This window comes from Leisingera thetidis (assembly GCF_025857195.1).
Taxonomy (GTDB): Bacteria; Pseudomonadota; Alphaproteobacteria; order Rhodobacterales; family Rhodobacteraceae; genus Leisingera; species Leisingera thetidis.
This window is the reverse complement of record NZ_CP109787.1, coordinates 866,653-889,060: the sequence shown is the minus strand read 5'-3', so window position 1 is coordinate 889,060 and position 22,408 is coordinate 866,653. Positions and strand designations below refer to the sequence as shown.

Annotated in this window: 25 protein-coding genes; 8 read left to right on the top strand and 17 right to left on the bottom strand. The window is 66.8% G+C overall.

What is annotated here, in order from left to right; genetic code table 11:
* Positions 1-14 precede the first annotated feature (14 nt).
* From tolB to ruvC, 10 genes are all read right to left on the bottom strand, one after another.
* Positions 15-1,340 carry a Tol-Pal system beta propeller repeat protein TolB gene (gene tolB, locus OKQ63_RS04175; protein ID WP_264212713.1) on the bottom strand — a complete coding sequence of 442 codons (1,326 nt, stop codon included), beginning with the start codon at positions 1,338-1,340 and terminating at the stop codon, positions 15-17.
* The gene (locus tag OKQ63_RS04170) at positions 1,337-2,482 is read right to left on the bottom strand and encodes an energy transducer TonB (RefSeq protein ID WP_264212712.1); all 1,146 of its coding nucleotides are present in this window, start codon (positions 2,480-2,482) and stop codon (positions 1,337-1,339) included. The genes tolB and OKQ63_RS04170 overlap by 4 nt, the downstream gene beginning before the upstream one ends.
* Before the next feature lie 15 nt (positions 2,483-2,497).
* Positions 2,498-2,983 carry a protein TolR gene (gene tolR / locus OKQ63_RS04165; protein ID WP_264212711.1) on the bottom strand — a complete coding sequence of 162 codons (486 nt, stop codon included), beginning with the start codon at positions 2,981-2,983 and terminating at the stop codon, positions 2,498-2,500.
* A gap of 3 nt (positions 2,984-2,986) precedes the next feature.
* Positions 2,987-3,682 carry a protein TolQ gene (tolQ, locus tag OKQ63_RS04160; RefSeq protein WP_264212710.1) on the bottom strand — a complete coding sequence of 232 codons (696 nt, stop codon included), beginning with the start codon at positions 3,680-3,682 and terminating at the stop codon, positions 2,987-2,989.
* 106 nt (positions 3,683-3,788) lie between these two features.
* Complete coding sequence (gene ybgC, locus OKQ63_RS04155) at positions 3,789-4,172, bottom strand: tol-pal system-associated acyl-CoA thioesterase (protein ID WP_264212709.1); 384 nt, start codon at positions 4,170-4,172, stop codon at positions 3,789-3,791.
* A gap of 61 nt (positions 4,173-4,233) precedes the next feature.
* Positions 4,234-4,776, bottom strand: coding sequence for an RNA 2',3'-cyclic phosphodiesterase (gene thpR / locus OKQ63_RS04150; protein WP_264212708.1), 543 nt, complete (start codon positions 4,774-4,776; stop codon positions 4,234-4,236).
* Positions 4,776-5,444: a hypothetical protein gene (locus OKQ63_RS04145; RefSeq protein ID WP_264212707.1), complete on the bottom strand. Its 669-nt coding sequence runs from the start codon at positions 5,442-5,444 to the stop codon at positions 4,776-4,778. The genes thpR and OKQ63_RS04145 overlap by 1 nt, the downstream gene beginning before the upstream one ends.
* 338 nt (positions 5,445-5,782) lie before the next feature.
* Positions 5,783-6,814, bottom strand: coding sequence for a Holliday junction branch migration DNA helicase RuvB (gene ruvB / locus OKQ63_RS04140; RefSeq protein ID WP_264212706.1), 1,032 nt, complete (start codon positions 6,812-6,814; stop codon positions 5,783-5,785).
* 143 nt (positions 6,815-6,957) lie between these two features.
* Entirely contained in the window at positions 6,958-7,644 is a 687-nt protein-coding gene (gene ruvA, locus OKQ63_RS04135) for a Holliday junction branch migration protein RuvA (RefSeq protein WP_264212705.1), read from the bottom strand.
* A gap of 13 nt (positions 7,645-7,657) precedes the next feature.
* Positions 7,658-8,155, bottom strand: a complete 498-nt coding sequence (gene ruvC, locus OKQ63_RS04130; RefSeq protein WP_264212704.1) for a crossover junction endodeoxyribonuclease RuvC — start codon at positions 8,153-8,155, stop codon at positions 7,658-7,660.
* Positions 8,156-8,481: 326 nt separating this feature from the next.
* Between ruvC and OKQ63_RS04125 the strand changes: the two genes are divergently transcribed.
* Entirely contained in the window at positions 8,482-8,700 is a 219-nt protein-coding gene (locus OKQ63_RS04125) for a DUF1127 domain-containing protein (RefSeq protein ID WP_264212703.1), read from the top strand.
* Between the two features lie 173 nt (positions 8,701-8,873).
* Here the strand turns inward: OKQ63_RS04125 and OKQ63_RS04120 are convergent, their stop codons facing one another.
* From OKQ63_RS04120 to OKQ63_RS04110, 3 genes are all read right to left on the bottom strand, one after another.
* Positions 8,874-9,218: a hypothetical protein gene (locus OKQ63_RS04120; RefSeq protein ID WP_264212702.1), complete on the bottom strand. Its 345-nt coding sequence runs from the start codon at positions 9,216-9,218 to the stop codon at positions 8,874-8,876.
* A gap of 103 nt (positions 9,219-9,321) precedes the next feature.
* Complete coding sequence (locus tag OKQ63_RS04115) at positions 9,322-10,194, bottom strand: 50S ribosomal protein L11 methyltransferase (protein WP_264212701.1); 873 nt, start codon at positions 10,192-10,194, stop codon at positions 9,322-9,324.
* A gap of 99 nt (positions 10,195-10,293) precedes the next feature.
* Positions 10,294-11,529, bottom strand: coding sequence for an MFS transporter (locus tag OKQ63_RS04110; protein WP_264212700.1), 1,236 nt, complete (start codon positions 11,527-11,529; stop codon positions 10,294-10,296).
* Between the two features lie 165 nt (positions 11,530-11,694).
* Here OKQ63_RS04110 and OKQ63_RS04105 point away from each other — a divergent pair, with 165 nt between their 5' ends.
* On the top strand, positions 11,695-12,756 hold the full coding sequence (locus OKQ63_RS04105) for a YeeE/YedE family protein (protein ID WP_264212699.1): 1,062 nt from the start codon (positions 11,695-11,697) through the stop codon (positions 12,754-12,756).
* 136 nt (positions 12,757-12,892) lie between these two features.
* On the opposite strand, the gene OKQ63_RS04100 is transcribed toward OKQ63_RS04105, so the two are convergent.
* Complete coding sequence (locus tag OKQ63_RS04100) at positions 12,893-15,088, bottom strand: primosomal protein N' (RefSeq protein ID WP_264213873.1); 2,196 nt, start codon at positions 15,086-15,088, stop codon at positions 12,893-12,895.
* A gap of 81 nt (positions 15,089-15,169) precedes the next feature.
* Between OKQ63_RS04100 and fsa the strand changes: the two genes are divergently transcribed.
* The 5 genes from fsa (at position 15,170) to OKQ63_RS04080 (ending at position 18,992) form a co-directional block, all read left to right on the top strand.
* The gene (gene fsa, locus OKQ63_RS04095; RefSeq protein WP_264212698.1) at positions 15,170-15,823 is read left to right on the top strand and encodes a fructose-6-phosphate aldolase; all 654 of its coding nucleotides are present in this window, start codon (positions 15,170-15,172) and stop codon (positions 15,821-15,823) included.
* Positions 15,824-16,128: 305 nt separating this feature from the next.
* On the top strand, positions 16,129-16,836 hold the full coding sequence (locus OKQ63_RS04090) for a DUF484 family protein (protein WP_264212697.1): 708 nt from the start codon (positions 16,129-16,131) through the stop codon (positions 16,834-16,836).
* A complete protein-coding gene (locus tag OKQ63_RS04085) occupies positions 16,833-17,753 on the top strand; it encodes a tyrosine recombinase XerC (protein WP_264212696.1) in 921 nt (306 codons plus the stop codon). The genes OKQ63_RS04090 and OKQ63_RS04085 overlap by 4 nt, the downstream gene beginning before the upstream one ends.
* A 17-nt stretch (positions 17,754-17,770) precedes the next feature.
* Entirely contained in the window at positions 17,771-17,983 is a 213-nt protein-coding gene (locus OKQ63_RS26035; protein ID WP_350356294.1) for a GDCCVxC domain-containing (seleno)protein, read from the top strand.
* A 298-nt stretch (positions 17,984-18,281) separates the two neighbouring features.
* Positions 18,282-18,992 (top strand): CDP-alcohol phosphatidyltransferase family protein, encoded by a 711-nt coding sequence (locus OKQ63_RS04080; RefSeq protein WP_264212695.1) that lies wholly within the window; start codon positions 18,282-18,284, stop codon positions 18,990-18,992.
* A gap of 112 nt (positions 18,993-19,104) precedes the next feature.
* On the opposite strand, the gene OKQ63_RS04075 is transcribed toward OKQ63_RS04080, so the two are convergent.
* Positions 19,105-19,557 (bottom strand): methylated-DNA--[protein]-cysteine S-methyltransferase, encoded by a 453-nt coding sequence (locus tag OKQ63_RS04075; protein WP_264212694.1) that lies wholly within the window; start codon positions 19,555-19,557, stop codon positions 19,105-19,107.
* Positions 19,558-19,747: 190 nt separating this feature from the next.
* Here OKQ63_RS04075 and OKQ63_RS04070 point away from each other — a divergent pair, with 190 nt between their 5' ends.
* Positions 19,748-20,131 carry a hypothetical protein gene (locus OKQ63_RS04070; RefSeq protein WP_264212693.1) on the top strand — a complete coding sequence of 128 codons (384 nt, stop codon included), beginning with the start codon at positions 19,748-19,750 and terminating at the stop codon, positions 20,129-20,131.
* Between the two features lie 21 nt (positions 20,132-20,152).
* Here the strand turns inward: OKQ63_RS04070 and OKQ63_RS04065 are convergent, their stop codons facing one another.
* Together OKQ63_RS04065 and OKQ63_RS04060 are read right to left on the bottom strand one after the other, a co-directional pair.
* On the bottom strand, positions 20,153-21,175 hold the full coding sequence (locus OKQ63_RS04065; RefSeq protein WP_264212692.1) for a transporter substrate-binding domain-containing protein: 1,023 nt from the start codon (positions 21,173-21,175) through the stop codon (positions 20,153-20,155).
* Positions 21,176-21,189: 14 nt separating this feature from the next.
* On the bottom strand, positions 21,190-22,269 hold the full coding sequence (locus tag OKQ63_RS04060) for a transporter substrate-binding domain-containing protein (RefSeq protein ID WP_264212691.1): 1,080 nt from the start codon (positions 22,267-22,269) through the stop codon (positions 21,190-21,192).
* Positions 22,270-22,408 lie beyond the last annotated feature (139 nt).

Sequence of the window (22,408 nt, the reverse complement as noted above, 5' to 3'; positions counted from 1 at the left end):
GCCTGGCAGCTCTTTTACTGCTGCAGCGGCGACCAGGCCGGATCCGAGGCCCCGTCCGGGGTCTTTACCGGCTTCAGGTTGCGCCCGGTGATGTCCACCGAATACAGCAGCGCCCGCCCGGTGCTGCCCTGGCTTTCGCGGGCGAACATGATCACCCGGCCATTGGGCGCCCACGTCGGCCCCTCGTCCAGGAAGGAGGCCGTCAGCAGCCGCTCCTCGCTGCCGTCGGTGCGCATCACCCCGATATGAAAGCGGCCCTTGTTCTGCTTGGTGAAGGCGATCATGTCGCCGCGCGGCGACCACACCGGGGTGCCGTAGCGGCCCTGGCCGAAGCTGATCCGCCGCGCCTCGCCGCCGCCTGCCGGCATGACGTACAGCTGCTGGCTGCCGGAGCGGTCGCTTTCGAACACGATCTGCGCCCCGTCGGGCGAAAAAGACGGCGCGGTCTCGATCGACGGCGCCGAGGTCAGCCGGGTCTTGGCACCGGTTGCGATATCCATCGAGAACAGGTCGGTGTTGCCGCCCTGGGTCTGCGAATAAACCACCGTGCGCCCGTCCGGGGCAAACCGCGGCGCAAAGCTCATGGTGCCGTCGCCGCTGGACAGCACCTTGCGCTGCACCTGGCCCACGTCCAGCACATGGATCTGCGGGAAACCGCTTTCGTAGCTGGTGTACAGCACCCGGTCGCCGGTGGGCGAGAACCGCGGCGCCAGCACGATGGAGGCGCTGTTGGTCAGATACTGCACATTGGCGCCGTCGTAATCCATGATCGCCAGCCGCTTGCGGCGGTCGTCCTTGGGGCCGCTTTCGGAGACATAGACCACCCGGCTGTCGAAATAGCCGCTTTCGCCGGTGATTTCGCTGTAGATGGCATCGGCCACCTTATGCGCCATCCGCCGCCAGCCGTCTGTCGTGCCGGAGAATTCGAGCGCGCTTTCCAGCGCCCGTTCCGCAAACACGTCATAGCCGCGGAAGCGCACCGTCAGCCGGTTGCCGTTGACGCTCACTGCGCCGGTGATCAGCGCCTGCGCATTCACCGCCTTCCAGTCGGCATACTTCACCGCATTGTCAAACCCGGTCACCTTGGAGATATGGGCGCTGGCCGGCACTTCGCGGAACAGGCCGGTGCCGCTGAGATCGGCAGCAATGACCCGCGCGATCTGGGCGGCATATTCCGCAGCCGCCGGGGTTTCCGGCACAAAATCCGGCACCGCGTAGGGCAAGGGCTCGATCACGCCCTGGTCGATTTCAATGCGAAGCGGGCCATCCTGAGCCATGGCCGCGCTTGCTCCTGCCGCTGCCGCGGCACCGATCAGAAGAGCTGCCAGAATTTTCCTCATTTGATCCGCATCCTTTCGGGATTGAATGTCATTTCAATATCGCGCCATTGCGCGTATTTTTCAGGGGGAAGCTGAAACCCCTTGGCCCCGCAGCGGATAACCGCCCGCCGGGCGGCCCCGAAGGCGTCCTGCGCCGCCGAGGAAGATCCTCCGGTGCTGGACAGCAGCCGGATGGACCCTGTGTCCGGAGTGCCGTCCTGGTTCAGCGACACGGCCACCACGACGGTGGTCTTCAGCGCATCCGTCGACAAAGACCCGACATTCCAGCACCGCGAGACCTCGACCCGCAGCGCGTCCTTTTCGCCCAGCGTCAGCGGCGGGCCGGAGGGCTCCGGCGCCTCCACGTCCGCGCCGCCCGCCAGCGCCTCGGCCAAGGCGTCCTCCACTGCAGAGGAGGTGTCAGCCTGCGGCGTTTCCGCCGCCGGTGCCGGGTCGGCGGGCTGGGCCGCTTCGCTCACCTGCGGTTCCGGCTCCGGTTGCGGCCGGGCGGGCCGGGTCTGGGGGCGCTTGGACACTGCCGGCGCTGCTGAGGCCGCCACATCCTCGCCCTCGTTCTCTTCGGTCACGATCCGGTCGCTGGCCGCTGCGCGGGCGGTGGCGTCCTGCACTTCCTGTTCGGTCTCTGCGCCCTCTTCCGGTGCCACTTCAGGCTGCACGATATCGTCGATCCGGGTGTCCGGCTCCGGCGGCGCAACCGGCTCCGGCGCCACCCGGTCGACCGGGCGCGGCGCCGCCTCGGGCCGCACCTGCGGCACCAGCGCGGCAACATCCGGCTCTTCCGCAGCAGAGGGCAGTTCAACCGGCACATCCGGTTCAGGCCGCTGCTCCGGGCGCTCTGCCACCTGCGGGTCCGGCCCGGCGGGAGTGACCGGCTCCGGCCGGGAGATCTCCGGTTCCGGGTCAGGCTGCGGCGCAGGCTCCGGCGCGGGCTGCACTTCCGCAGGCTCGTTCAGGGGCGCAGGCTCCGGCGACACCTGCGGCGCCTGGCGCTGCTGGCTCAGCTTTTCGAACGCCTCGGAAGAGATCAGCGCCACCTGCTGCACATTCGACGGCAGGGGTTCGGACGGAAACCAGGCGCCGAAGACGACCCACGTCATCAGCAGCCCGTGGCCGGCCAGAGAGATCTTGGTTCCGGTCTGCACCGTCCGCGTCCCCGCTTACTGCCCTGAGCCCTGTGCCTGCCGCCCGTCCAGCGCCGGGCCGCCGGTATCGGTGACCAGCCCCACATTGGAAAAACCGCCCGCATTCAGCGCGCCCATCACCTGCATCACGTCCGCATAGGCAATCCTGCCATCGGCCCGCAGGAACACCCGGTCCGAGCTGCGCTCGGCCGCAATCGCCCGCAGCTTGGCCACCAGCTCCTCGCGTGCCACCGGCGTGGTCTGGATCTCCACCCCGCCTTCTGCCGTCATGGTGACTGTCAGCGGCTCCTCCTCGTCGCCCGGCAAGGCGCCTGCAGCGGTCTTGGGCAGCTCCACCGGCACCCCGACCGTCATCAGCGGTGCCGCCACCATGAAGATGATCAGCAGCACCAGCATGACGTCGACAAAGGGGGTGACGTTGATTTCCGACATCGGCCGCCCGCGGCGGCGGCCCCGGCGGCGGTTACCGCCCCCTGAAGGCTGCTGGACAGCGGCACCCATGGCCTAGGAGTCCAGCTGGCGGCTGAGAATGGTGGCGAATTCATCGGCAAAGGCCTCGTAGCCGCCGATGATCCGGTCGCTGTCCGCGCTCAGCTTGTTGTAGAACACCACCGCCGGGATCGCGGCCAAGAGGCCCAGACCGGTCGCCATCAGCGCCTCGGCGATGCCCGGCGCCACCACGGCAAGGTTGGTGTTCTGCTGCTCGGCAATCTCGATGAAGGCGGTCATGATGCCCCAGACGGTGCCGAACAGGCCGATGAATGGCGCGGTGGAGCCGACGGTTGCCAGCACCGACAGCCCGCCCTGCAGCCCTTCGGTTTCCTTGGCGATGGCCACATCCATCGACCGGTCGATGCGGGCCTGCGCGCCGGGGATCAGCCCGCCGTCGCTGCGGTGGCTGCGCCGCCATTCGGTCATGCCGGCCGAGAAGATCCGCGCCGCCTGCCCCGGCGGCTCCGACCCCACCTGGTCGAACAGTTCATCCAGCGGGTTGCCCGACCAGAACGCCCGGTCGAACGCATCCGCTTCCCTGCGGGCAAGGCGGTAGTTGATCATTTTCTGAATGATAATGCCCCAGGACCAGATCGAGGCCCCCACCAGCATCAGCATCACCAGTTTCACCGTCACGGTGGCCCGCGCGAATAGGCCCCACATGGAGAAATCAATCTCCTGCGCCAGCGCTAGAGTTTCTGCTTCCATTAGCCTGCTCTATAGATGTTCCGGCCGTTTATCCGGCCTTATTTGGCGAGAGGCTAGCGCAGTTCAATGGCAAAGGCCATGAAAACAGGCGGACCGGCGCCAATTGTTACCGCAATGCGCGAATCTCTGCCGGAAGCCGCGCCGGTTTCCCTTCGGTGGTGATGCAAACAATGGTGACCTGGGCGCGGAACAGCGGCCGGCCATCCCGCGCGACCTCCTGATTCAGGACCATCCGGGCGGGTGTCGCATTGTGCATGGACGTGGTGACCAGAAGTTCTTCATCGAATTTCGCAGGCGCCAGGTAATCCGCCTCGATCCTGCGCACCACATAGATCAGCCCGCTCTCGCGCATGGCGTTCTGATCCACCCCGATGCCGCGCACCCAATCGCTGCGGGCCCGTTCGATGAACCGCAGGTAGTTGGCGTGATAGACGATCCCGCCCATGTCGGTGTCCTCGTAGTAGACCCGGACAGGGAACTCGTGGATCATATGCTGCTCTCCTGCATCTTTGCGCGCAGCCTAGGGGCAGCGCCGGGGCGCCGCAAGCGGATCACCCCTCCAGCGGGTATCCGGCCAGCAGGTCATAGCGTGCGCCTTCGGGGGCCAGAGTGGACTGGTACAGCGCGAAGCAGTCAGCCTCGGCATCCAGCCGGAAGCCGGCCGCAGCGGCCAGGAAGCGCGCAATCTTCTCCACCTGCCCGGCTTCCAGATGCCGGGGAAAGCGCGCCAATGTCACATGCGGGCGGAAGCGCTCGCGGGCCAGTTCTATGCCGGCCGACCGGCAGGCGCTGCGGACCCGGTGCCGCAGATGGCTCAACTCCGGCGTTTTCCGCACCGCTGCCGCCAGGAGCCGGGGCAGCTTGCCTCCGAAGGTCTCCAGACCGGTGAAATGGAGCTCCAGCGCCGGCGCTCTGATCCCGGCCAGCTCCTGATGCAGGGTTTCCAGCACCGGCTCCGGCTGGTCGTCCAGAAAGGCCAGCGTCAGGTGCAGGTTCTCCGGCGGCACCTGACGCCCCGCGGCCAGCCCCTCCTGCACGCGTTCCAGCGCGTCCAGGGCTGCATCGGGCAGCGGCAGGCCGACGAAGGCGCGCATCAGGACCGCGGCGGCACTGCCGCCGGCGCCTGCAGGCGCGCAAACAGGCGCAGGGCATGGGATTTGTCCTCTGCCGCCACCGGCATCAGCCGGTCATAACCCGCAGCAATCACACCGGCGATCTCGGGGCGCAGAATGGTGGCGCCGGTTTCCGGCAGCACCGCCAGCGGCGAGGTTTCGGCAAAGGCCCTGTCGCCCCACATCAGCGCCACCTGGACCGCCTGGGTCAGCGCCAGGGTCTCGGCCGGCATCTGCGCCAGTGCGCCTTTCATCCGCAGGAAGACAAAGGCCGCCTTGATGCCGCCCTGATCGTCAAACCGGAAGGCGCGGTACTGGCTGGCATCTGCCTCTTTCAGCCGTGCGACCAGCGGCGCCAGCCCGGGGATCAGCCGGTCCAGGTCCGGCACCGCCAGCAGCTCGTCCCAGCCGCGGAAGAAAAAGAACATCAGGTTGGAGCCCAGTTCCGGGTCGGTCTCGGCCATCCGGTGGCCCGCCAGAGTCATCACCGCCTCCAGCGCGCCCTTGATGGTCTTCAGCGTCTCGTCCTGCACCCCGAACACGATCGGCGCCACCGGCCGCCCCCAGCGGGCAAAGGCGTAAGCGCCGTCGTTGCGGGTGAACAGGGCTTCGATCTGCTCCGGCGTCAGGTCAGGCAACTGGGCGGTCATATGCATCTCCTTCGTCTTGCCCCGTCTATGCCGTCTGCGCCGGACGGCGGCAAGGGGGAGGCTCCCGCGCCTGTCCGGCCTCCTGGCTGCGCCAGGCCGCCGGAAGCAGCCTTGGGCCCGGCGCCGCTGACGCGGCGCGGCCCGGGTCAGGCGCGCCCGCGCGGCGCCCGGCCCAACGGCGCCAAGTGCATCTTTGATGCGCCGGGCGCGGGCGGGAGCGCCTTGTTTGGAAGAGGATCCGGCGCCTCGCCATTAGGTCAGCCTTGCTGCCGCAATGTTTCGCGCGCGAAACAATTGGACAGCAAGGCTGACACAACTTATGGTAGTGCACCCTGTTTTCAGCCGAACAGGTCGTTCTGGCTGCGCGGCGGCGCCATGCCGAGATGGGTCCAGGCCTTCTGCGCCAGCATCCGGCCCCGGGGCGTGCGCTGGATCAGCCCCTGCTGCAGCAGGTAGGGCTCGATCACCTCTTCCAGCGCGTCGCGGCTTTCGCTGAGCGCGGCCGAGATCGTCTCGATCCCCACCGGGCCGCCGCCGTAGTTTTCGGCCAGAAGCCTGAGATACCGGCGGTCGGCGCCATCCAGCCCCAGCTGATCCACCCCCAGACGCGTCAAAGCGCCGTCGGCCAGTTCGCGGGTGATGGTTCCATCGCCCTCCACAACCGCAAAGTCCACCACGCGGCGCAGGAGCCGCCCGGCGATCCTTGGGGTGCCGCGGGCGCGCCGCGCGATCTCGCGGGCACCCTGGTCGTCGGCGGGCGCGCCCAGCTTTCGGGCATTGCGGCGGACGATCTCAAACAGCTCGTCGATGGTATAGAACTGCAGCCGGGTCGGAATGCCGAAACGGTCGCGCAGCGGCGTGGTCAGCAGCCCCATCCGGGTGGTGGCCCCGACCAGGGTGAAGGGCTGCAGCTCGATCCGCACGGTGCGTGCGGCCGGGCCGTCGCCGATCACCAGGTCCAGCTCGAAATCCTCCATCGCCGGATAGAGCACCTCCTCCACCGCCGGATTCAGCCGGTGGATCTCGTCGATGAACAGCACGTCGCGGGATTCGAGGTTGGTGAGGATCGCCGCCAGATCGCCCGCCTTGGCCAGCACCGGGCCGGAGGTCATGCGGAAGTTCACCCCCAGCTCGCGGGCGACGATCTGCGCCAGCGTGGTCTTGCCGAGGCCGGGGGGCCCGTGAAACAGCGTGTGGTCCATCGCCTCGCCGCGGCGGCGGGCGCTTTCGATGAAAACGCTGAGGTTGGCGCGGGCCTCGGCCTGGCCGATGAACTCGGACAGGCCCTGCGGGCGCAGGGCGCGGTCGTTGTCCGCGGCGCTGTCCTCGGGCAGCGGTTCGGGCCGCAAGGCGGGGTCGGCGTCAATCAAGGGAATTCCTCTTCCTGCCTAATGTGTTTGCCCGCCGGGCGGCGGCCGGCCGAGGGTGGAAGCGAAGCGCCCGCCCGTGGGGGCGGTCGGGCGCTGCCCGGCCTTGCGGCCAGGCGGAGCATCGCGCTTCAAACCTCACCTTATCACCCCTTCGGCGCCAGCAGGCGCAGCGCGGCGCGGATCAGGTCCGGCTCATCCGCATCCGGATACATCGCTGCCGCCTCTGCCACCGCCGCTGCCGCATCCGAGGGACCATAGCCGAGATTGCCCAGGGCCGACAGCGCCCCGGCCGAGGCCGCAGCGGCGCCGCTCGGCTTCTTCGGCGGCACCTTGCGGGCCGGCTTGGCGGCGGATGGCTCTGCGTCCTCGATGACCTCCAGCCCCGGGCCGTCCATCGCGTCCGCCACGGTGCCGCCCATCGCCATCACCCCGGGCGCCTTGTCCTTGAGGTCCAGCACGATGCGCTGCGCGGTCTTGGGGCCGACACCCTTGGCCGCCTTGACCGAGGCCCAATCGCCAAGCGCGATCGCCCGGCTCACCCCGTCCGGCCCCAGCGCGCCGAGGATGGCCAGAGACACCTTGGCCCCCACCCCCTGCACCGAGGTCAGCAGCCGGTGCCATTCCTTCTCCATCAGCGAGGGGAAGCCGTAGAGCTGCATCAGGTCTTCGCGCACCACCATGTCGGTATAGAGCGCCACCGCCTCGCCCTGCCCCGGCAGCGCCGCCAGGGTGCGGTCGGAGCAGTAGACGATGTAGCCGACCCCGCGCACGTCGATCAGCACGTGATCCTGCGCCCGATAGTCGAGACGGCCCGTCAGCTTGCCAATCATGCCAGCCAGCCAGTCATGCGCGTTTCTCCTTCAGTTGCCGCTGCTGCGTGCCCCCGTAATAGGCGTGGCAGATGGCAATCGCCAGCGCATCCGCCGCATCGGCGCCTTTGGGGTCGCAGCCGGGCAGCTGCAGCTTGACCATATGCATGACCTGCTCCTTTTCGGCATGGCCCACGCCCACCACCGTCTTCTTGACCCGGTTGGGCGCATATTCGCCCACCGGCAGCCCGGCCTTGGCCAGCGTCAGCAGCGCCACCCCGCGCGCCTGGCCCAGTTTCAGCGTGCCGGCGCCGTCCTTGTTCACGAAGGTCTGTTCGATCGCCGCCTGATCCGGCGCAAAGGCTGCGATTATCTCGGTGACCTGATTGTGAAGCGACAGCAGCCGCTCCCCCAGATCATCCCCATCAGACTTGCAAAGACCGTTGGCCACATGGGACAGCCGCGCGCCATTTGATTCGATGACCCCCCATCCGAGGGTGCGCAGCCCCGGATCGATACCCAAAATCCGCATGATGTGCCCGGTCCCTGCCCGCGTGTTCGGAATTATTTTTTCCACGATTAGCACAAAAGGCGAACATGTCCAATTGCTTTCCCTGGCCGTGGAAACGCCAGAAGCCGGCGGCAGCGCCTGAAACCGACCCTCCGCAGCGGCGGGAGCGACATTTCCCGCCGTTTTCCGAAACCCCGCAAATGGCCTTTGCTTATAAGGCGTCAAGCTATGCAGGAATTGCATATGACACATGCAGTTTCGGGCCTTGCTGCGCAGTTTTTTCCTTACTAGATGCCCGCCATCGCAATCACGCGACGGATGCTAACAGCTAATCAGAGGACACGGATATGGCCGCATTTGACACCACCCGCACCACCTATGGTTCCACCGGCCTGATTGGCCGTATCGGCGCTTTGGCCGCCACCGCCGCCGGCGCCTTTGCCGCCTGGAACGACGCCCGCGCAACCCGCAACGCCCTGTCGGGCCTGACCGACCGCGAACTGGCCGACATCGGCATGAGCCGCGGCGATATCGAAAACGTCGCCAATGGCAAAACCGTCTTCTGAGACCCCCTTTTTCCGCCCTGCCTCCTCCCTCGGGGCGACTGGGGAAACGCCGCGGACCTGAACAGGCCGCGGCGTTTTTTATTGCCTGCCCGGCGCCGCAGCCCGGGCACGGAAAAAGGCCGCCGGCTCCCCCTGCCGGCGGCCTTTCCGCAGCCCGTTCGCTGACTGTGCCGTCAGCGAAGCATCGGCCGGATCTTCTGTGCGGCAAAGACGGATACCGGGTCGGCCTGCATCAGAAAGGCACCGGCGCGCTCAAGCGCGGTGCCGCCTGCCAGCGTCTGCACGCGTTCGTCGTAGCTGCCGAACCCCAGCGCTGCCATCAGGATGCCCTTGAACAGCAGAAACGCCGCCGCAAAGAACACCAGCGTGCGCCCCGAGATCCGGGACTGCACCCTGCGCGGCTTTACCACCAGCAGCCCGTCCGGCCGCAGTTTTGCCGAATAGCCCCCGGACAGGGCCTCATGTTTGCGGTTGATCTGCTTCAAACGCGCCTGGAACTGATCACGATGTTCGCCCATTGCGAGCCTCCGAACTGGCCCCCACCAGCGGATGGCCCATCTTTGGTTCGGAATGCGGCGAAAATGCGGCAAACCATTCAAATTCGCCGCAAACTTAAATCAATCAGCCCGCTTTGCGCAGAAGCAGCGTTGTCCATTCACCAATTTCGTCGCGGCGCTCCGGATTGATGCCGTTCTGTGCATAAACTTCGGTCACGCCATCGGCCTGCTCGTTCAAAATGCCGGAGAGAATCGCATAGCCGCCGGGACGCAGATTCGCCGCCAGGTCCGGGGCCAGCGCCACCAGCGGACCCTTCAGAATATTGGCGAAGATGAGATCGAAGGGCGCCTGCGCCCGCAGATCCGGGTGGTCGAATCCGGCCGCCTCCAGGCAGATGACCTGGCCTTCCATGCCATTGGCTTTAAGGTTTGCTTCGGCCACTTCAACCGCCACCTGGTCGATGTCGCTGGCCAGGATGGTGCCGTCCCAGACCCGGGCAGCCGCCATCGCCAGCACCGCGGTGCCGCAGCCGATATCCGCCACTTTTCCGCCACGAAAGCCCTGGTCCAGCAGATGGTCCAGCGCCTTGAGGCAGCCCAATGTGGTGCCATGGTGGCCGGTGCCGAAGGCCATCGCCGCCTCGATCAGCAGCGGAACCCGGTCCGCGGGCAGCTTGTCCGCGTCGTGGGAGCCATAGACAAAGAAGCGGCCCGCCTCGACCGGCGCCAGCTCGCGGCGCACATGGGCGACCCAGTCGGTTTCCGGCACCTCGGAGACGGCAAAGGGCCTGGCCTTGTGCATTGCCGCCAGCAATGCCAGCCCTGCCTCGTCCGGGCTCTCGGTGAAATAGCCGCCGACCTCCCACAGGCCGGAGCCGTCTTCCATTTCAAAGACGCCGACGCCGGTGGGTTCCGGGTTCAGCCGCTCCATGGCTTCGCCCAGCGCTTCGGCCTGGGCTTTTCCGGGGAGCGTGGTGAGGGCAGTGAAAGTGGGCATCGCGTCTCTCCTGAAACTGTTGCCCTGCGCCTAGGCTGCCGCGCCGCCCGCGTCAAGCGCCCCGCCCGGCCCGCGGCTGGTGCCACGGGGCGGGAAGGCTCATTCGGCCGGCGCCGGGCTGGCGTATTTGCTGAAGATGGTCTCGTTTCCCGGCTCCGGATGGCGCGGGATCAGCAGCGACAGCGACAGGGAGATCAGCGCCATGCCCGCCGCCAGAGCAAACACCATGCCCGGCGAATAGACCCACAGCAAGCCCAGCAGCACCGGCAGAAACACCGCCGCGATATGGTTGATGGTAAAGGCCACCGCGGCGGTGGGCGCGATGTCGCCCGGATCGGCGATCTTCTGGAAATAGGTCTTGAGCGCCAGCGCCAGGGCAAACAGCACATGGTCGATCACATAGAGCACCGCTGCAATCACCACTCCCCAGCCGAACCAGTAGATGCCGCCGTAAGCCGCAAAGACAATCGCCAGGCCGGCGTATTCAAAGATCAGCGTGCGCCGCTCGCCGAACACCGACACCGCCTTGCCCAGCATCGGCGCCACCGTCATGTTGATCACCAGGTTGATGAGGTAAAGCCCGGTCAGCTCGTGCACCTCGAAGCCGAACTTCTCGACCATCATGAAGCCGGCAAACACCACGAAGATCTGCCGCCGCGCACCGGCCATGAACTGCAGCGCGTAATAAAGCCAGTAGCGCTTGCGCAGGATCAGCTTCTTGGTCTGCGGATGCGGCGCGTCGAACTGCGGGTAGGCAAAGAGCGCAAACAGCGCGATCAGCGCCGTCGCGCCGCCTGCAGCCAGGAACACGGTGTTATAGGCGAGATCGAACCGGTCCCAGGTCAACACGATCAGCCCGTAAACCACCAGCGTCGCGGCGGACCCGGCCGCGACCAGCCAGCCCAGCGTCTGCGGCGCCTTCTCCTTGGACAGCCATTGCAGCTGCAGCGACTGGTTCACCGTCTCATAGTAATGAAAGCCGATCGAGCTGAGCAGCGTCACCATCAAAAGACCGCCCAGCGACGGGAACCAGGCCGTAACCGCCGTGGCCACCCCCAGCAGAGCAAGCGAGATCAGCCCCAGCACCTGCTCGCGCACAAACAGGATCACGGCGATTACCCCGACGGCCAGAAAGCCCGGGATCTCCCGCACCGTGTGCAAGAGGCCGATGTCGGCACCATCGAACTGCGCCGCCTCGATCACGAAGTTGTTGAGCAGCGCGCTCCAGGCGTTGAAGGCAATCGGCATCGCCAGCGCCATCAGGAACAATAGCGTCACGGGACGGCGCCAGAACGGGAGGCCTTGCGCCTCATGCAGGGGCATCGGTTTGAACATGCATTGCATTTACGCCTCCGCACCGCATTTGGCGAGAGGCAAGATGCGGTTGCACATGCACCTTCGCACCAGCGCGCAGATGCGCCCGCAGGCGGCTCTCTGATCTGCATCAAGACACTGCCCTTGCGCATGACATATGCAGCTTCATGAATTTGGAGGTGCGCAATGGATCTGGTTCCCCTGGCTGACCGCCTTGGCGAGGCGCCTGCGGCGGCGCTGCTGGGCCTCGTGACGGGCATCGTCTTCGGCGTGGCGGCACAGCGCTCGCGGTTTTGCCTGCGGGCGGCCACGGTGGAATTTGCCAGCGGCCGGCTGGGCGGCAGGGTGGCGGTCTGGCTGCTGACCTTCTCCACCGCGGCAGTCTGGGTGCAGGCGGCGCAGCTGCTGGGCCTGATGGCGAGCGCCGATGCCCGGATGATGGCGGTGCCGGGCAGCTGGTCCGGCGCCATCCTCGGCGGGCTGATGTTCGGCTGCGGCATGGTGCTGGCGCGCGGCTGTTCCGGGCGGCTCCTGGTGCTGGCGGCCACCGGCAACCTGCGGTCGGTCGTTTCGGGTCTGATCTTTGCGGTGGTGGCGCAGATGAGCCTGTCCGGCCTGCTGTCGCCGTCCCGCGACTGGCTGGCCCGCCTGTGGATCACCGAAGGCGGGCGCAATCTGGACCTGCTGGCGGCGCTTGGGCTGCCGCAGGCCGCCGGGCTGGCGCTGGGGCTGGCCACCGCCGCCCTGGCCCTGGTGCTGGCGCGCCGCAGCCGGATCGGCGCGGTCCGGCTGGTCTTTGCCTCCGGTGTCGGGTTCGCCGTTGCGCTGGGCTGGGTGCTGACCTACGCGCTGAGCCGGGTCGCCTTCGATCCGGTGCAGATCGAAAGCGCCACTTTCACCGGGCCTTCCGCCCATACGCTGATGTTCTTCCTCGACCGGGACGCGGTGCTGGACTTCGACATCGGCCTGGTGCCGGGCGTGTTCGCCGGCGCCATGATAGCCGCTGCTTTGGCCGGGGAAATGAAACTGCAGGCTTTTGACGGCCCGGCCGCCATGCGCAAGGCGATGACCGGTGCCGCGCTGATGGGGTTCGGCGGCATGCTGGCCGGCGGCTGTGCCATTGGCGCCGGCGTCACCGGCACCTCGATCTTTGCAGGCACCGCCTGGGCGGCGCTGCTCTGCATGTGGATCGGGGCGATGGCCACCAGTGCCCTGACCCGCGCTCGGCCCGGAAGCGCCGCAGCGTGATACGGATTTCATGCGAGGTTCCGCCTCGCGCTCCGGGATCTTTGGGGCCAGATGAACAAGGGATCCGTACTTCATCTGGCCCCAAGTATCACGGGGGAGGCCGCAGGCCGGGGGCAGAGCCCCCAGCTGCAGGGCCTCAATAGAAACTTTGCGGATCGATATCGACGCTGAGGCGCAGATCGCCCTTCAGCCGCAGCGGCGCAATCCAGCGGCCGATCGCGTCCTGCAGCGGCACACCCTTGGCGGCCTTGACCAGCAGCCGCACCCGGTGGCGGCCGCGGACACGGGCAATCGGTGCGGGGGCCGGGCCAAACAGCTGGGCGCCGATCTGGCGCAAGGGACCGTCATTGCGGGCCATCGCATTGCCAAGGTCGAAGACCGCCGCCAGATCCGGGCCCGACAGGATGATCCCGGCCATGCGCCCATAGGGCGGTACGCCGGCGGCCTGACGTTCCGCGGCTTCAGCTTTCCAGAAGCTTTCCTCATCCCCCGACAGGATGGCGCGGATCACCGGGTGCTCGGGCTGGAAGGTCTGCATCAAAGCCTCGCCCGGCCGTTCGGCGCGGCCCGCCCGGCCCGCCACCTGGCGCATCAGCTGGAAGGTCCGCTCCGCCGCGCGCAGGTCCGAGCCCTGCAGCCCGAGGTCGGCGTCGATCACCCCGACCAGCGTCAGGAGCGGAAAATTGTGCCCCTTGGCCACCAGCTGAGTGCCCAGGATGATGTCGGCCTCGCCCTTCGCAATTTCCTCGATCCGGCTTTTCAGTGCGCGGGCAGAGCCGAACAGATCGGAACTCAGCACCGCAATCCGCGCTTCGGGGAACAGGGAGGTGGCCTCTTCGGCCAGCCGCTCGATGCCGGGGCCGACCGGGGCCATCTTGCCTTCCACCTCGCAGGAGGGGCAGACTTCCGGCACCGGCTTGGTCTCGCCGCACTGGTGGCACATCAGCCGCTTCATGAAGCGGTGCTCCACCATCCGCGCATCGCAATGGTCGCAGGCCACCTGCGCGCCGCAGGCGCGGCAGATGGTGACGGGCGCAAAGCCACGGCGGTTCAGGAACAGGAGCGACTGCTCGCCGCGTTCCATGCGCAGTTTCATCGCCTGCTTCAGCGTTGGCGAAATCCAGGTCGAGGGCAGCAAGTCCTCGGAGCGCATATCCACCGCACGCATGTCCGGCAGCACCGAGGCGCCAAAGCGCGAGGTCAAATCCAGCCGCGTGTATTTCCCGGCCTCCGCATTGGCCCAGCTCTCCAGGCTCGGCGTGGCCGAGGCCAGCACCACCTGCGCCGAGCACATGGCCGCCCGCAGCACCGCCATGTCGCGGGCGTTGTAGAGCACCCCGTCCTCCTGCTTGTAGGAGGTGTCGTGCTCCTCATCGACGATGATCAGGCCGAGGTCGCGGAACGGCAGGAACAGCGCCGAGCGGGCGCCGATCACCAGCTGTGCGGCCCCCTGCCCGACCATTTTCCAGACCCGGCGGCGCTCGGTCATGGTAGCACCGGAGTGCCATTCGGCGGGTCTCGCGCCGAACCGCGCCTCAACCCGGGTCAGGAATTCCGCGGTCAGCGCGATCTCCGGCAGCAGCACCAGCGCCTGGCGCCCGGCGCGCAGACATGCGGCAACCGCCTCCAGATAGACTTCCGTTTTGCCCGAACCGGTGACGCCCTTCAGCAAGGTGGTGCCATAGCGGCCGCTTTGCACCGCCTCTTCCAGCACCGCCGCTGCCCCGGCCTGGTCTTCGGTCAATTCCTTGCCCGGAAGCTCCGGATCGAGATGCGGATAAGGCAGGTCGCGCGGCGCTTCCTCCTCGCGCAGGGCGCCTTGTTTCACCAGCCCTTTCACCACCGAAGGCGTCACATCCGCCATGTCCGCCAGCTCGCGGGGGGTGAAAGCCAGACCGCCATACTGCGCCATCACCTCCAGCACCCGGGTGCGGGCCTCGGTCATCCGGTCGGGCACGCCTTCGCCGCGGCGCAGGATCTTGCGCATCGAGGGCGGATCGCCGAGCCCCGGCGCCCGGGTCGCCAGCCGCAGCATCGCGGGCATCGGCGTCAGGGTGTAATCGGCCGCCTTGCCCAGGAAGCGGCGCATCTCGCTGCGCATCGGGGCCACGTCCAGAACCCGGATCACCGACCGCAGCCTGGCCGAATCGAAATCCCCCGCTCCCGGTCCCCACACCACGCCCAGAACTTTTCGCGGGCCCAGCGGCACCTCGACATAGGCGCCGAGGAAGCAGCCGCCCTCAGGCGCGCGGTAATCCAGAAGCCGGTCAAGGGGTTGCGTGGTCAGCACCCCGACCCGTTCGCCTGCCTGAAAGAACTCCTGCCCGCTCATGCTGCTGCCCATGTTGCCGCCCGTAATCCCATGAGGTAAAGGCTGGGACGACCGAGGCCAACCCATCCAAAGGACTGCCCCATGAAATTCTTCGTAGATACTGCCGAGATCGGCGCGATTGCCGAGCTGAACGACCTGGGCATGGTGGACGGTGTCACCACCAACCCGTCGCTGATCAAGAAATCCGGCCGCGACATCATCGAAGTGACCAAGGAGATCTGTGATCTGGTCGACGGCCCGGTGTCGGCGGAAGTGACCGCGACCGACGCGGAAACCATGATCGCCGAAGGCCGCAAGCTGGTGGAGATCGCCGGGAACATCGCCGTCAAGGTGCCGCTGACCTGGGACGGCCTGAAGGCCTGCAAGACGCTGACTGACGAGGGCCACATGGTGAACGTGACCCTGTGCTTCTCTGCCAACCAGGCGCTGCTGGCGGCCAAGGCGGGGGCGACCTTCATCTCTCCCTTCATCGGCCGTCTGGATGACATCAACCTCGACGGCATGGAGCTGATCGAGGACATCCGCACCATCTATGACAACTATGGCTTTGAGACCCAGATCCTGGCGGCCTCGATCCGCTCGGTGAACCACGTGCTGGACTCGGCCCGCATCGGCGCCGATGTGATCACCGCGCCGCCCGCCGTGATCAAGGCGATGGTGAACCACCCGCTGACCGACAAGGGCCTGGACGCCTTTCTTGCCGACATCAAGGCGGCCGAGATCAAGATCCTCTGATCCGGCAAGCAGATCAGAGCTGTTGAAAGGCGCTCCGCTTCCGGGGCGCCTTTTTCCTTGCGGAGCCGTTGTCCGGAAGGCAGTGCCTTCCCGCGCCTCCGTGCTCCCCGGATTGCGGCGCAGCGCCGGGCATTTGCCCGGCGCCCGGCCCAACGGGAGCGGGGCATGCCAATGCACCGGCGACGGGCGGGAGCCCCCGCCGCAGCAATTTCCGCCACAGCTGCATTTTTCCGCAGCATTGCCTGCATCCCGTGTTATACACAGGTCCAAACCCGCCAGAGGTCCGGAGCCGCAAGAGTTCACGCATGAGCAGTTCAAGCAATTCAATCAGCCTGGAAGACCAATTGCGCGAGGCGATCCTCGCCAAACCCGACGCCGTGCTGGAGGACCAGCACCTGATGAACGCGCTTGTCGCCGCCAATGAGCGGGCGATGGGCTCCAATGTCGTTGATCTGCGCGGCATCGCGATGGAGCGGATGGCGGCCCGGCTCGACCGGCTGGAGGATACCCACCGCTCGGTCATTGCCGCGGCCTATGACAATCTGGCCGGCACCAACCTGATCCACCGTGCCGTGCTGCGGCTGCTGGAGCCGCGGGACTTTGCCGCCTTTCTCGCGTGCCTGGAACAGGACCTGCCGGAGATCCTGCGCGTCCACGCCCTGGCACTGGTTCTGGAAACCGCCCAGCCCGGCGGCGCCGAGGTGGAGCGCAAATCCGGCTCCCTGAAACTGGCCGGTCCCGGCTTCACCGAAAACTATGCCGGGCAGCCCGGCAGCCTGCGGAAGGTGACCCTGCGCCAGACCCAGGCCGGCAGCCCGCGGATCTACGGCCCCAAGGCGGAGTGGATCCGCTCGGAAGCCTGCCTGATGCTGGACCTCGGCGACGGGCGCCTGCCCGGCATGCTGGTGATGGGTTCGGAAGACCCGCACCAGTTCTCGCCGATGCAGGGCACCGATCTCCTGACCTTCTTCGGCGGCGTGTTCGAGCGGGCGATGCGCTGCTGGCTGTCATGACCATGATCTCCCCGGCCTGCCGCGACGCCCTGCAGCTGTGGCTGCAGCGGCTGGCCGGGCTGGAGGAGGCCTCTGCCAATACCCTCGCCGCCTACCGCGGCGATGTCACCGCCTTCCTCGCCTTCATGACCGCCCATGCCGGCGGCCCGCAGGGGCTGGGCGCGCTGGCGCGGATCACCACCGCCGACATGCGCGCCTGGATGGCTTCCGAGCGCAACTCCGGCACCGGCGCCCGGTCGCTGGCGCGCAAGCTGTCGGCGGTCAAGAATTTCTACCGATGGCTGGCCGGGCGCGAGGGGTTCGAGCCGGCCGCGGTGCTGCTGGCGCGCTCGCCCAAGTTCCAGAAGAAGCTGCCGCGCCCGCTGGCGCCGGAGGCCGCCAGGGCGGTGCTGGAAACGGTGGAGCTGCAATCGCAGACCACCTGGGTGGCGGCGCGCGATGCGGCGGTGGTGACGCTGCTGTACGGCTGCGGCCTCAGGATTTCCGAGGCGCTCGGCCTCAAGGGCCGCGACGCGCCGCTGCCTGCGGTGCTGCGCATCCTGGGCAAGGGCCGGAAAGAGCGGGTGGTGCCGGTGCTGCCAGCCGCCCGCGATGCGGTGGCGCGCTATCTTGAGCTGTGCCCGCATCCGCAGGAGGCGGACGCGCCGCTGTTCCGCGGGGTGCGCGGCGGCGCGCTCAATCCGCGCCAGATCCAGGGCGTGATGGCCCGGACCCGGGCCCAGCTGGGGCTGCCCGCAACCGCAACCCCGCATGCGCTGCGGCACAGTTTTGCCACCCATCTGCTGGAGGCCGGCGGCGATCTGCGCGCCATCCAGGAGCTGCTGGGGCATGCCTCGCTGTCGACCACCCAGGCCTATACCGCGGTGGACACGACGCACCTGATGGAGGTCTACATGCGCGCCCACCCGAAGGCGTGACATGAGCGGCGGAAGAGATGCCGCCGGACGCCTGCCAGCGGTTCTTTGACTGCCCGGGCTGCCACGCGCTGCTGCGGCCGAAACCCGGCGGCTGCCGCGCCTTCTGCTCCCGTGGCATTGCGCCCTGCCCCGCCGGTGCAGGCCGGCGGCAGCTGCCGCGGCTGACCGGTTTCCCTCCGGTTTCATTAAAATGCAAGGCAATCCGGCAGCTTGCGGAAAGCCTCTGTTAAGGCAGCACAGGCTTGATGGGGCAAATGATCCAGAAGGGATTCTGCCATGACTGCACCTGGTTTTGCTGCCTTGTCCGCCGACGGCGCGCCTGCCGCCCCTGCCCCGCCGCCTGGCGGCCTTCCGGGAGAGACGGTGGGCAAGCTGCCAGCCCAGCCGCCATTTTCCTCTCCCGGTATTACCGACCCCGCTCGCCATGGCCGCCGCATGGCCCGCATCCAGTTTGCGGCAGATACGGATTTCCGCTCAAAGCTGCATTGAGCGCTTGCGGCCACGGGGCAAAATTGCCATCAGGGACGGATGACACCTCAGATCCGCGCATTGACCGTTCACCTGCTGACTGCAACCGGTGCCGTGTTTGCCATGCTGGCGATGCTGGCCGCCACCGAAGGCAAATGGAGCCTGATGTTCGTCTGGCTGGTGGTGGCCTTTGCCGTTGACGGCATCGACGGCCCGCTGGCCCGGCATTACCACGTCAAACGCTATTCTCCGGAATTTGACGGGGTGCTGCTCGACCTGATCATCGACTATCTCACCTATGTCTTCATCCCGGCCTTTGCCCTGTTCCAATCGGGGCTGATGGCGGGCTGGACCGGCTGGTTTGCGATCATCGTGATCACCTTCGGCAGCGCGATGTATTTTGCCGACACCAGGATGAAGACCAAGGACAATTCCTTTTCCGGCTTCCCCGGCTGCTGGAACATGCTGGTGCTGGTGATCTTTGCGCTGGAACCCAGCCATTGGACCAGCCTGGTGCTGGTGACGCTCCTGTCCATTGCCATGTTCCTGCCGCTGAAATTCATCCATCCGGTGCGCACGGAACGCTGGCGCAAGGTCTCGCTGCCGGTGGCGCTGGCCTGGACCTTCTTTGCCGGCTGGGCCGCCTGGGTTGATTTCCACCCCGCCAGCTGGGCGCATTGGGGGCTGGTGGCGACCTCGGTCTATCTGCTGTTTGTCGGCATTGCCCAGCAGATCGTGCCGGAACGGCAGCGCAAGTCCTCTGCGGTGTGAGCCGCCCGGCGGCAGGGGCGCTGCCCCTCTGCGCCCCTCGCGGCGCGCATTCACCCCGGAGTATTTTCCAGCCAGAAAGAAGCGCGCACCCGGGGCTTGAGAGCCGGGCCGGTCAAATCAGGAGGCTGGCAGCGCCTTCATGTTTCAGCAGCGCCACCTTGGTCTCCACACCGCCGGCACCGGAAAAGCCGCCAAGGCCGGAGGCGCCCAGCACCCGGTGGCAGGGGATGAGCACCGGAATCGGATTGCCGCCGCAGGCATTGCCCACCGGCTGCGGCGCGGCATCCAGGCTGCTGGCAATTTCGCCATAGGTGCGGGTTTCACCAAAGGGGATCGCCAGCATGGCCGCGCAGACCGCCCGCTGAAAATCCGAGCCCTCCACCTGCAGCGGCAGGTCGAACGCCGTCAGCTCACCGGCAAAATAGGCCCGAAGCTGGTCCAGCGCCCGGGTCAGCAGCGCCGATTGCCCGGAGGCCTCTGCCGTCCAGGCCAGCCGCACAATGGCACCGTCGCGCTCAACCACGCTCAGCGGTCCGACCGGCGTTTCCAGGCTGGCTGAAATCATGAATCCTCCCTGAGTCGGCCTGCCGCGGCAGCATCTGCCTGATTGGCGCGAACGGCAAGACCGCAACCGGCCAAGCTCCGCCCCATACACCCGCCGTTAACACTTTGTTAACCAGCCCCGGGAATTCCCCGCCATGTTACGTAAAATTATAATAAAGTGAGTTTCAAGATCGAAACGAAGGGTAATCGAAATGCTTTCCGCAGTCTCCAGCACCGCCAGCCTGTACAACAGCATGAAGCAGATGCAGGCTGCTTATCAGAAGCAGCCTGCAATCGCGGAAGCAGGCGGCCAGCCGGTTGATGCCCCTCTGACTGAGGGCACTTCCCGTGGCCTGGCCCGGAACGTGGCGCGCGAACAGGCGCTGAGCGGCGAACGCCCGCAGGCCCTGTCCCCCCAGCATGCCGGTCCGGCCCGCGCCGCAGCCCGGGCCGAAGCGCTGAGCCTGAAGCAGATGACCGGCGCCGGCCTGGCCGCCTACTACCTGGACCTTGCAAACGGCTGCCAGGCAGGCCCCAAGACTGCCAGCGCACTGGCCGCCGAGGCCGGCTATCTGGCGGCCCGCAAGGCGTTCTGATCCAGCCGGGCAGCGAAGGCGTTACTGCAGCTGGGCCCAGAACAGCTCCAGATGGCGCGACATGATCTCTTCGAACCGGCCGCTTTCGCGCAGCTTCTGCAGGCCTGCGTTGATCCGGTAGAGATGCGTGGTGCCGCGCCAGTGGCGCTTGGAAATCACCACATGCAGGCCTTCCTCCGACAGCGGTTTCTCCAACGGCACAACGGTGTCGCGCAGGTTTTCCAGGACGATGGTATTGGCCCCCAGGAACAGGTTCACCGCCGCCGCATCCACCTGCCCCTCTGCCACCATGCGGAAACAATCCGCCGGGGTTGCGGGCTGCACCAGGGTGATCTTGCCGCTGTCCAGCCAGCGCCGCCCGCTGCGGTCCAGATCATGGGTGAAGTAACCGGCCGGGCGGCACAGGGTCTTGCCCTCGACGTCGGCGTCCCCTTTGTACTCGAAACCGCTGCCTGCCCGCACGAACAGCATCACCGGCAGGGTCATGACCGGATCGGAGAAGTGAAAATTGGCGCAGCGCTCATTGTCCGGATCCGCCGTGCAGTCGGGCTTCAGCCAGGGGAAGCCCATGTCGAATTCCTTCTTGTCCAGCATCGGGAACAGGTGCTTGGACCAGTCATCCTCCCAGCTGACCGAATAGCTGACCGGTGCCGGTGCCAGTTCCAGCGCCGCGTTGATCAGCTCTGTCACCATGCCCTGCCCCGGCAGGCTTCGGTCGGTGAAGGGCGCATAGCCGCTGCCGGTCAGCAGCGTCAGCTCTGCCTTGTCCTGGCGCAGCGGCGTTGCATCCGGCGCGGTGGCGCCGGTGATGCAGGGGATGAACAGCTTGCGGCCCGGCAGCACGGTGGCGCCCGCCAGCAGTTTCTGGTTGCGGTAATAGACCATGGTCCAGCGGTTGCGGTCGCCGTAGTGGGTTTCCGCAATGGAGAACAGCGTGTCCCCCGGCTGCGCCGCATATTCGACATCGCAGATCGCCCAGGCCGCAGCCGGCGCCACCGCGAACAGGGCGGCAAGCTGCAGCAGGCGGGAGAAGAACCGTTTCATGCAGGCATCCTCCCTCAGAACCCGGCCCAGATCCGGGCCATGTGGTCTTCGACAATGGTCTGGTAGCTGCCGTCCTGCTGGATATTGCGCAGCCCCTTGTTGATCATTGCCAGCATTTCCTCCGCGCGCGGGTGGGTTTTGTGGACCACCACATGGATGCCCAGCACCGACAGGGGCTGCGGCAGCACGGTGAACTGGTCCGTGATGCCGTGTTCCTTCATCACGCTGCGGCCGGTGAATTCGTTGATGGCAACCGCATCGGCCTCGCCCGCGGCGACCATATCGAAACAATCCTTGACCTTGTGCGGCTGCTTCAGAGTGATCTTCTTGCCGGCGATCCAGCGGCGGCCGCGCTCGTCCAGGTCGAAGGTCAGGTAGCCGGCGGGGCGGCACAGGGTCTTGCCCTCGATGTCGCTGTCGCTCTCGAAGGCGAAAGGCCGGTCCTTATCCGCAAAAAGCAGCATCAGGGTTTCGAACATCGGCTCGGAGAAGTGGAAGTTCTGGCAACGGTCGCTGTCCGGCATTGTCGCGCAGTCCGGTTTGTACCAGGGGAAACCCAGGTCCAGCAGCGCATTGGACAGGAGCGGGTCGAAATGCGAGGACCAGTCGTTCACCCAGTGAATGGCATAGCCTTCGGACGGCGCCGCCCTGGTCATGGCCGCATTCACCACGTCGGTGATCAAGCCGCCGTTGTGCGCAGCCTTGGAGGTGAAGGGCGCGTAATCGTCTCCGGTCAGCAGGTTGATCCTGCTGCGCACCGCGGCGTTGCCGGGTGCCACCTTGACCGGCACTGCCGCAGCTGGGGCGGCTGCAGTGACCGCCTTGCCGCCCGGCAGGCCCAGCGGCAGCCCCTCGAGGCAGGCCAGCGACAGTTTCATGCCGGCCCGGATGGCACCCGGCTTGGGGCCGATCTGGTCGATATTGCGGTTGTGGATGGCGCTCCATTTGCCCGCATCCTTATACATCTTGTCAGCAATCACCGACAGGCTGTCACCAGGCTGCACCGTGTAGACACCGCCGCAGGTGTCGGCAGCGGCAGACGCAGCAAAAAGGCCGGACAGCCCGATGGCAGCGGCAGCAAATATGGTTTTCATGGTTCCCCCCCGGAAATATGCAGCGCCTGATCCGCAAAAAGAGCGTGCGGCGCCTGTTGTTCTGATTTTCTATTGGCAAGGTTGCGCGGGGCAGAGCTGCTGCCCGAAAGGCAGCGCCATTCCGGCACCGCCGCAGTTC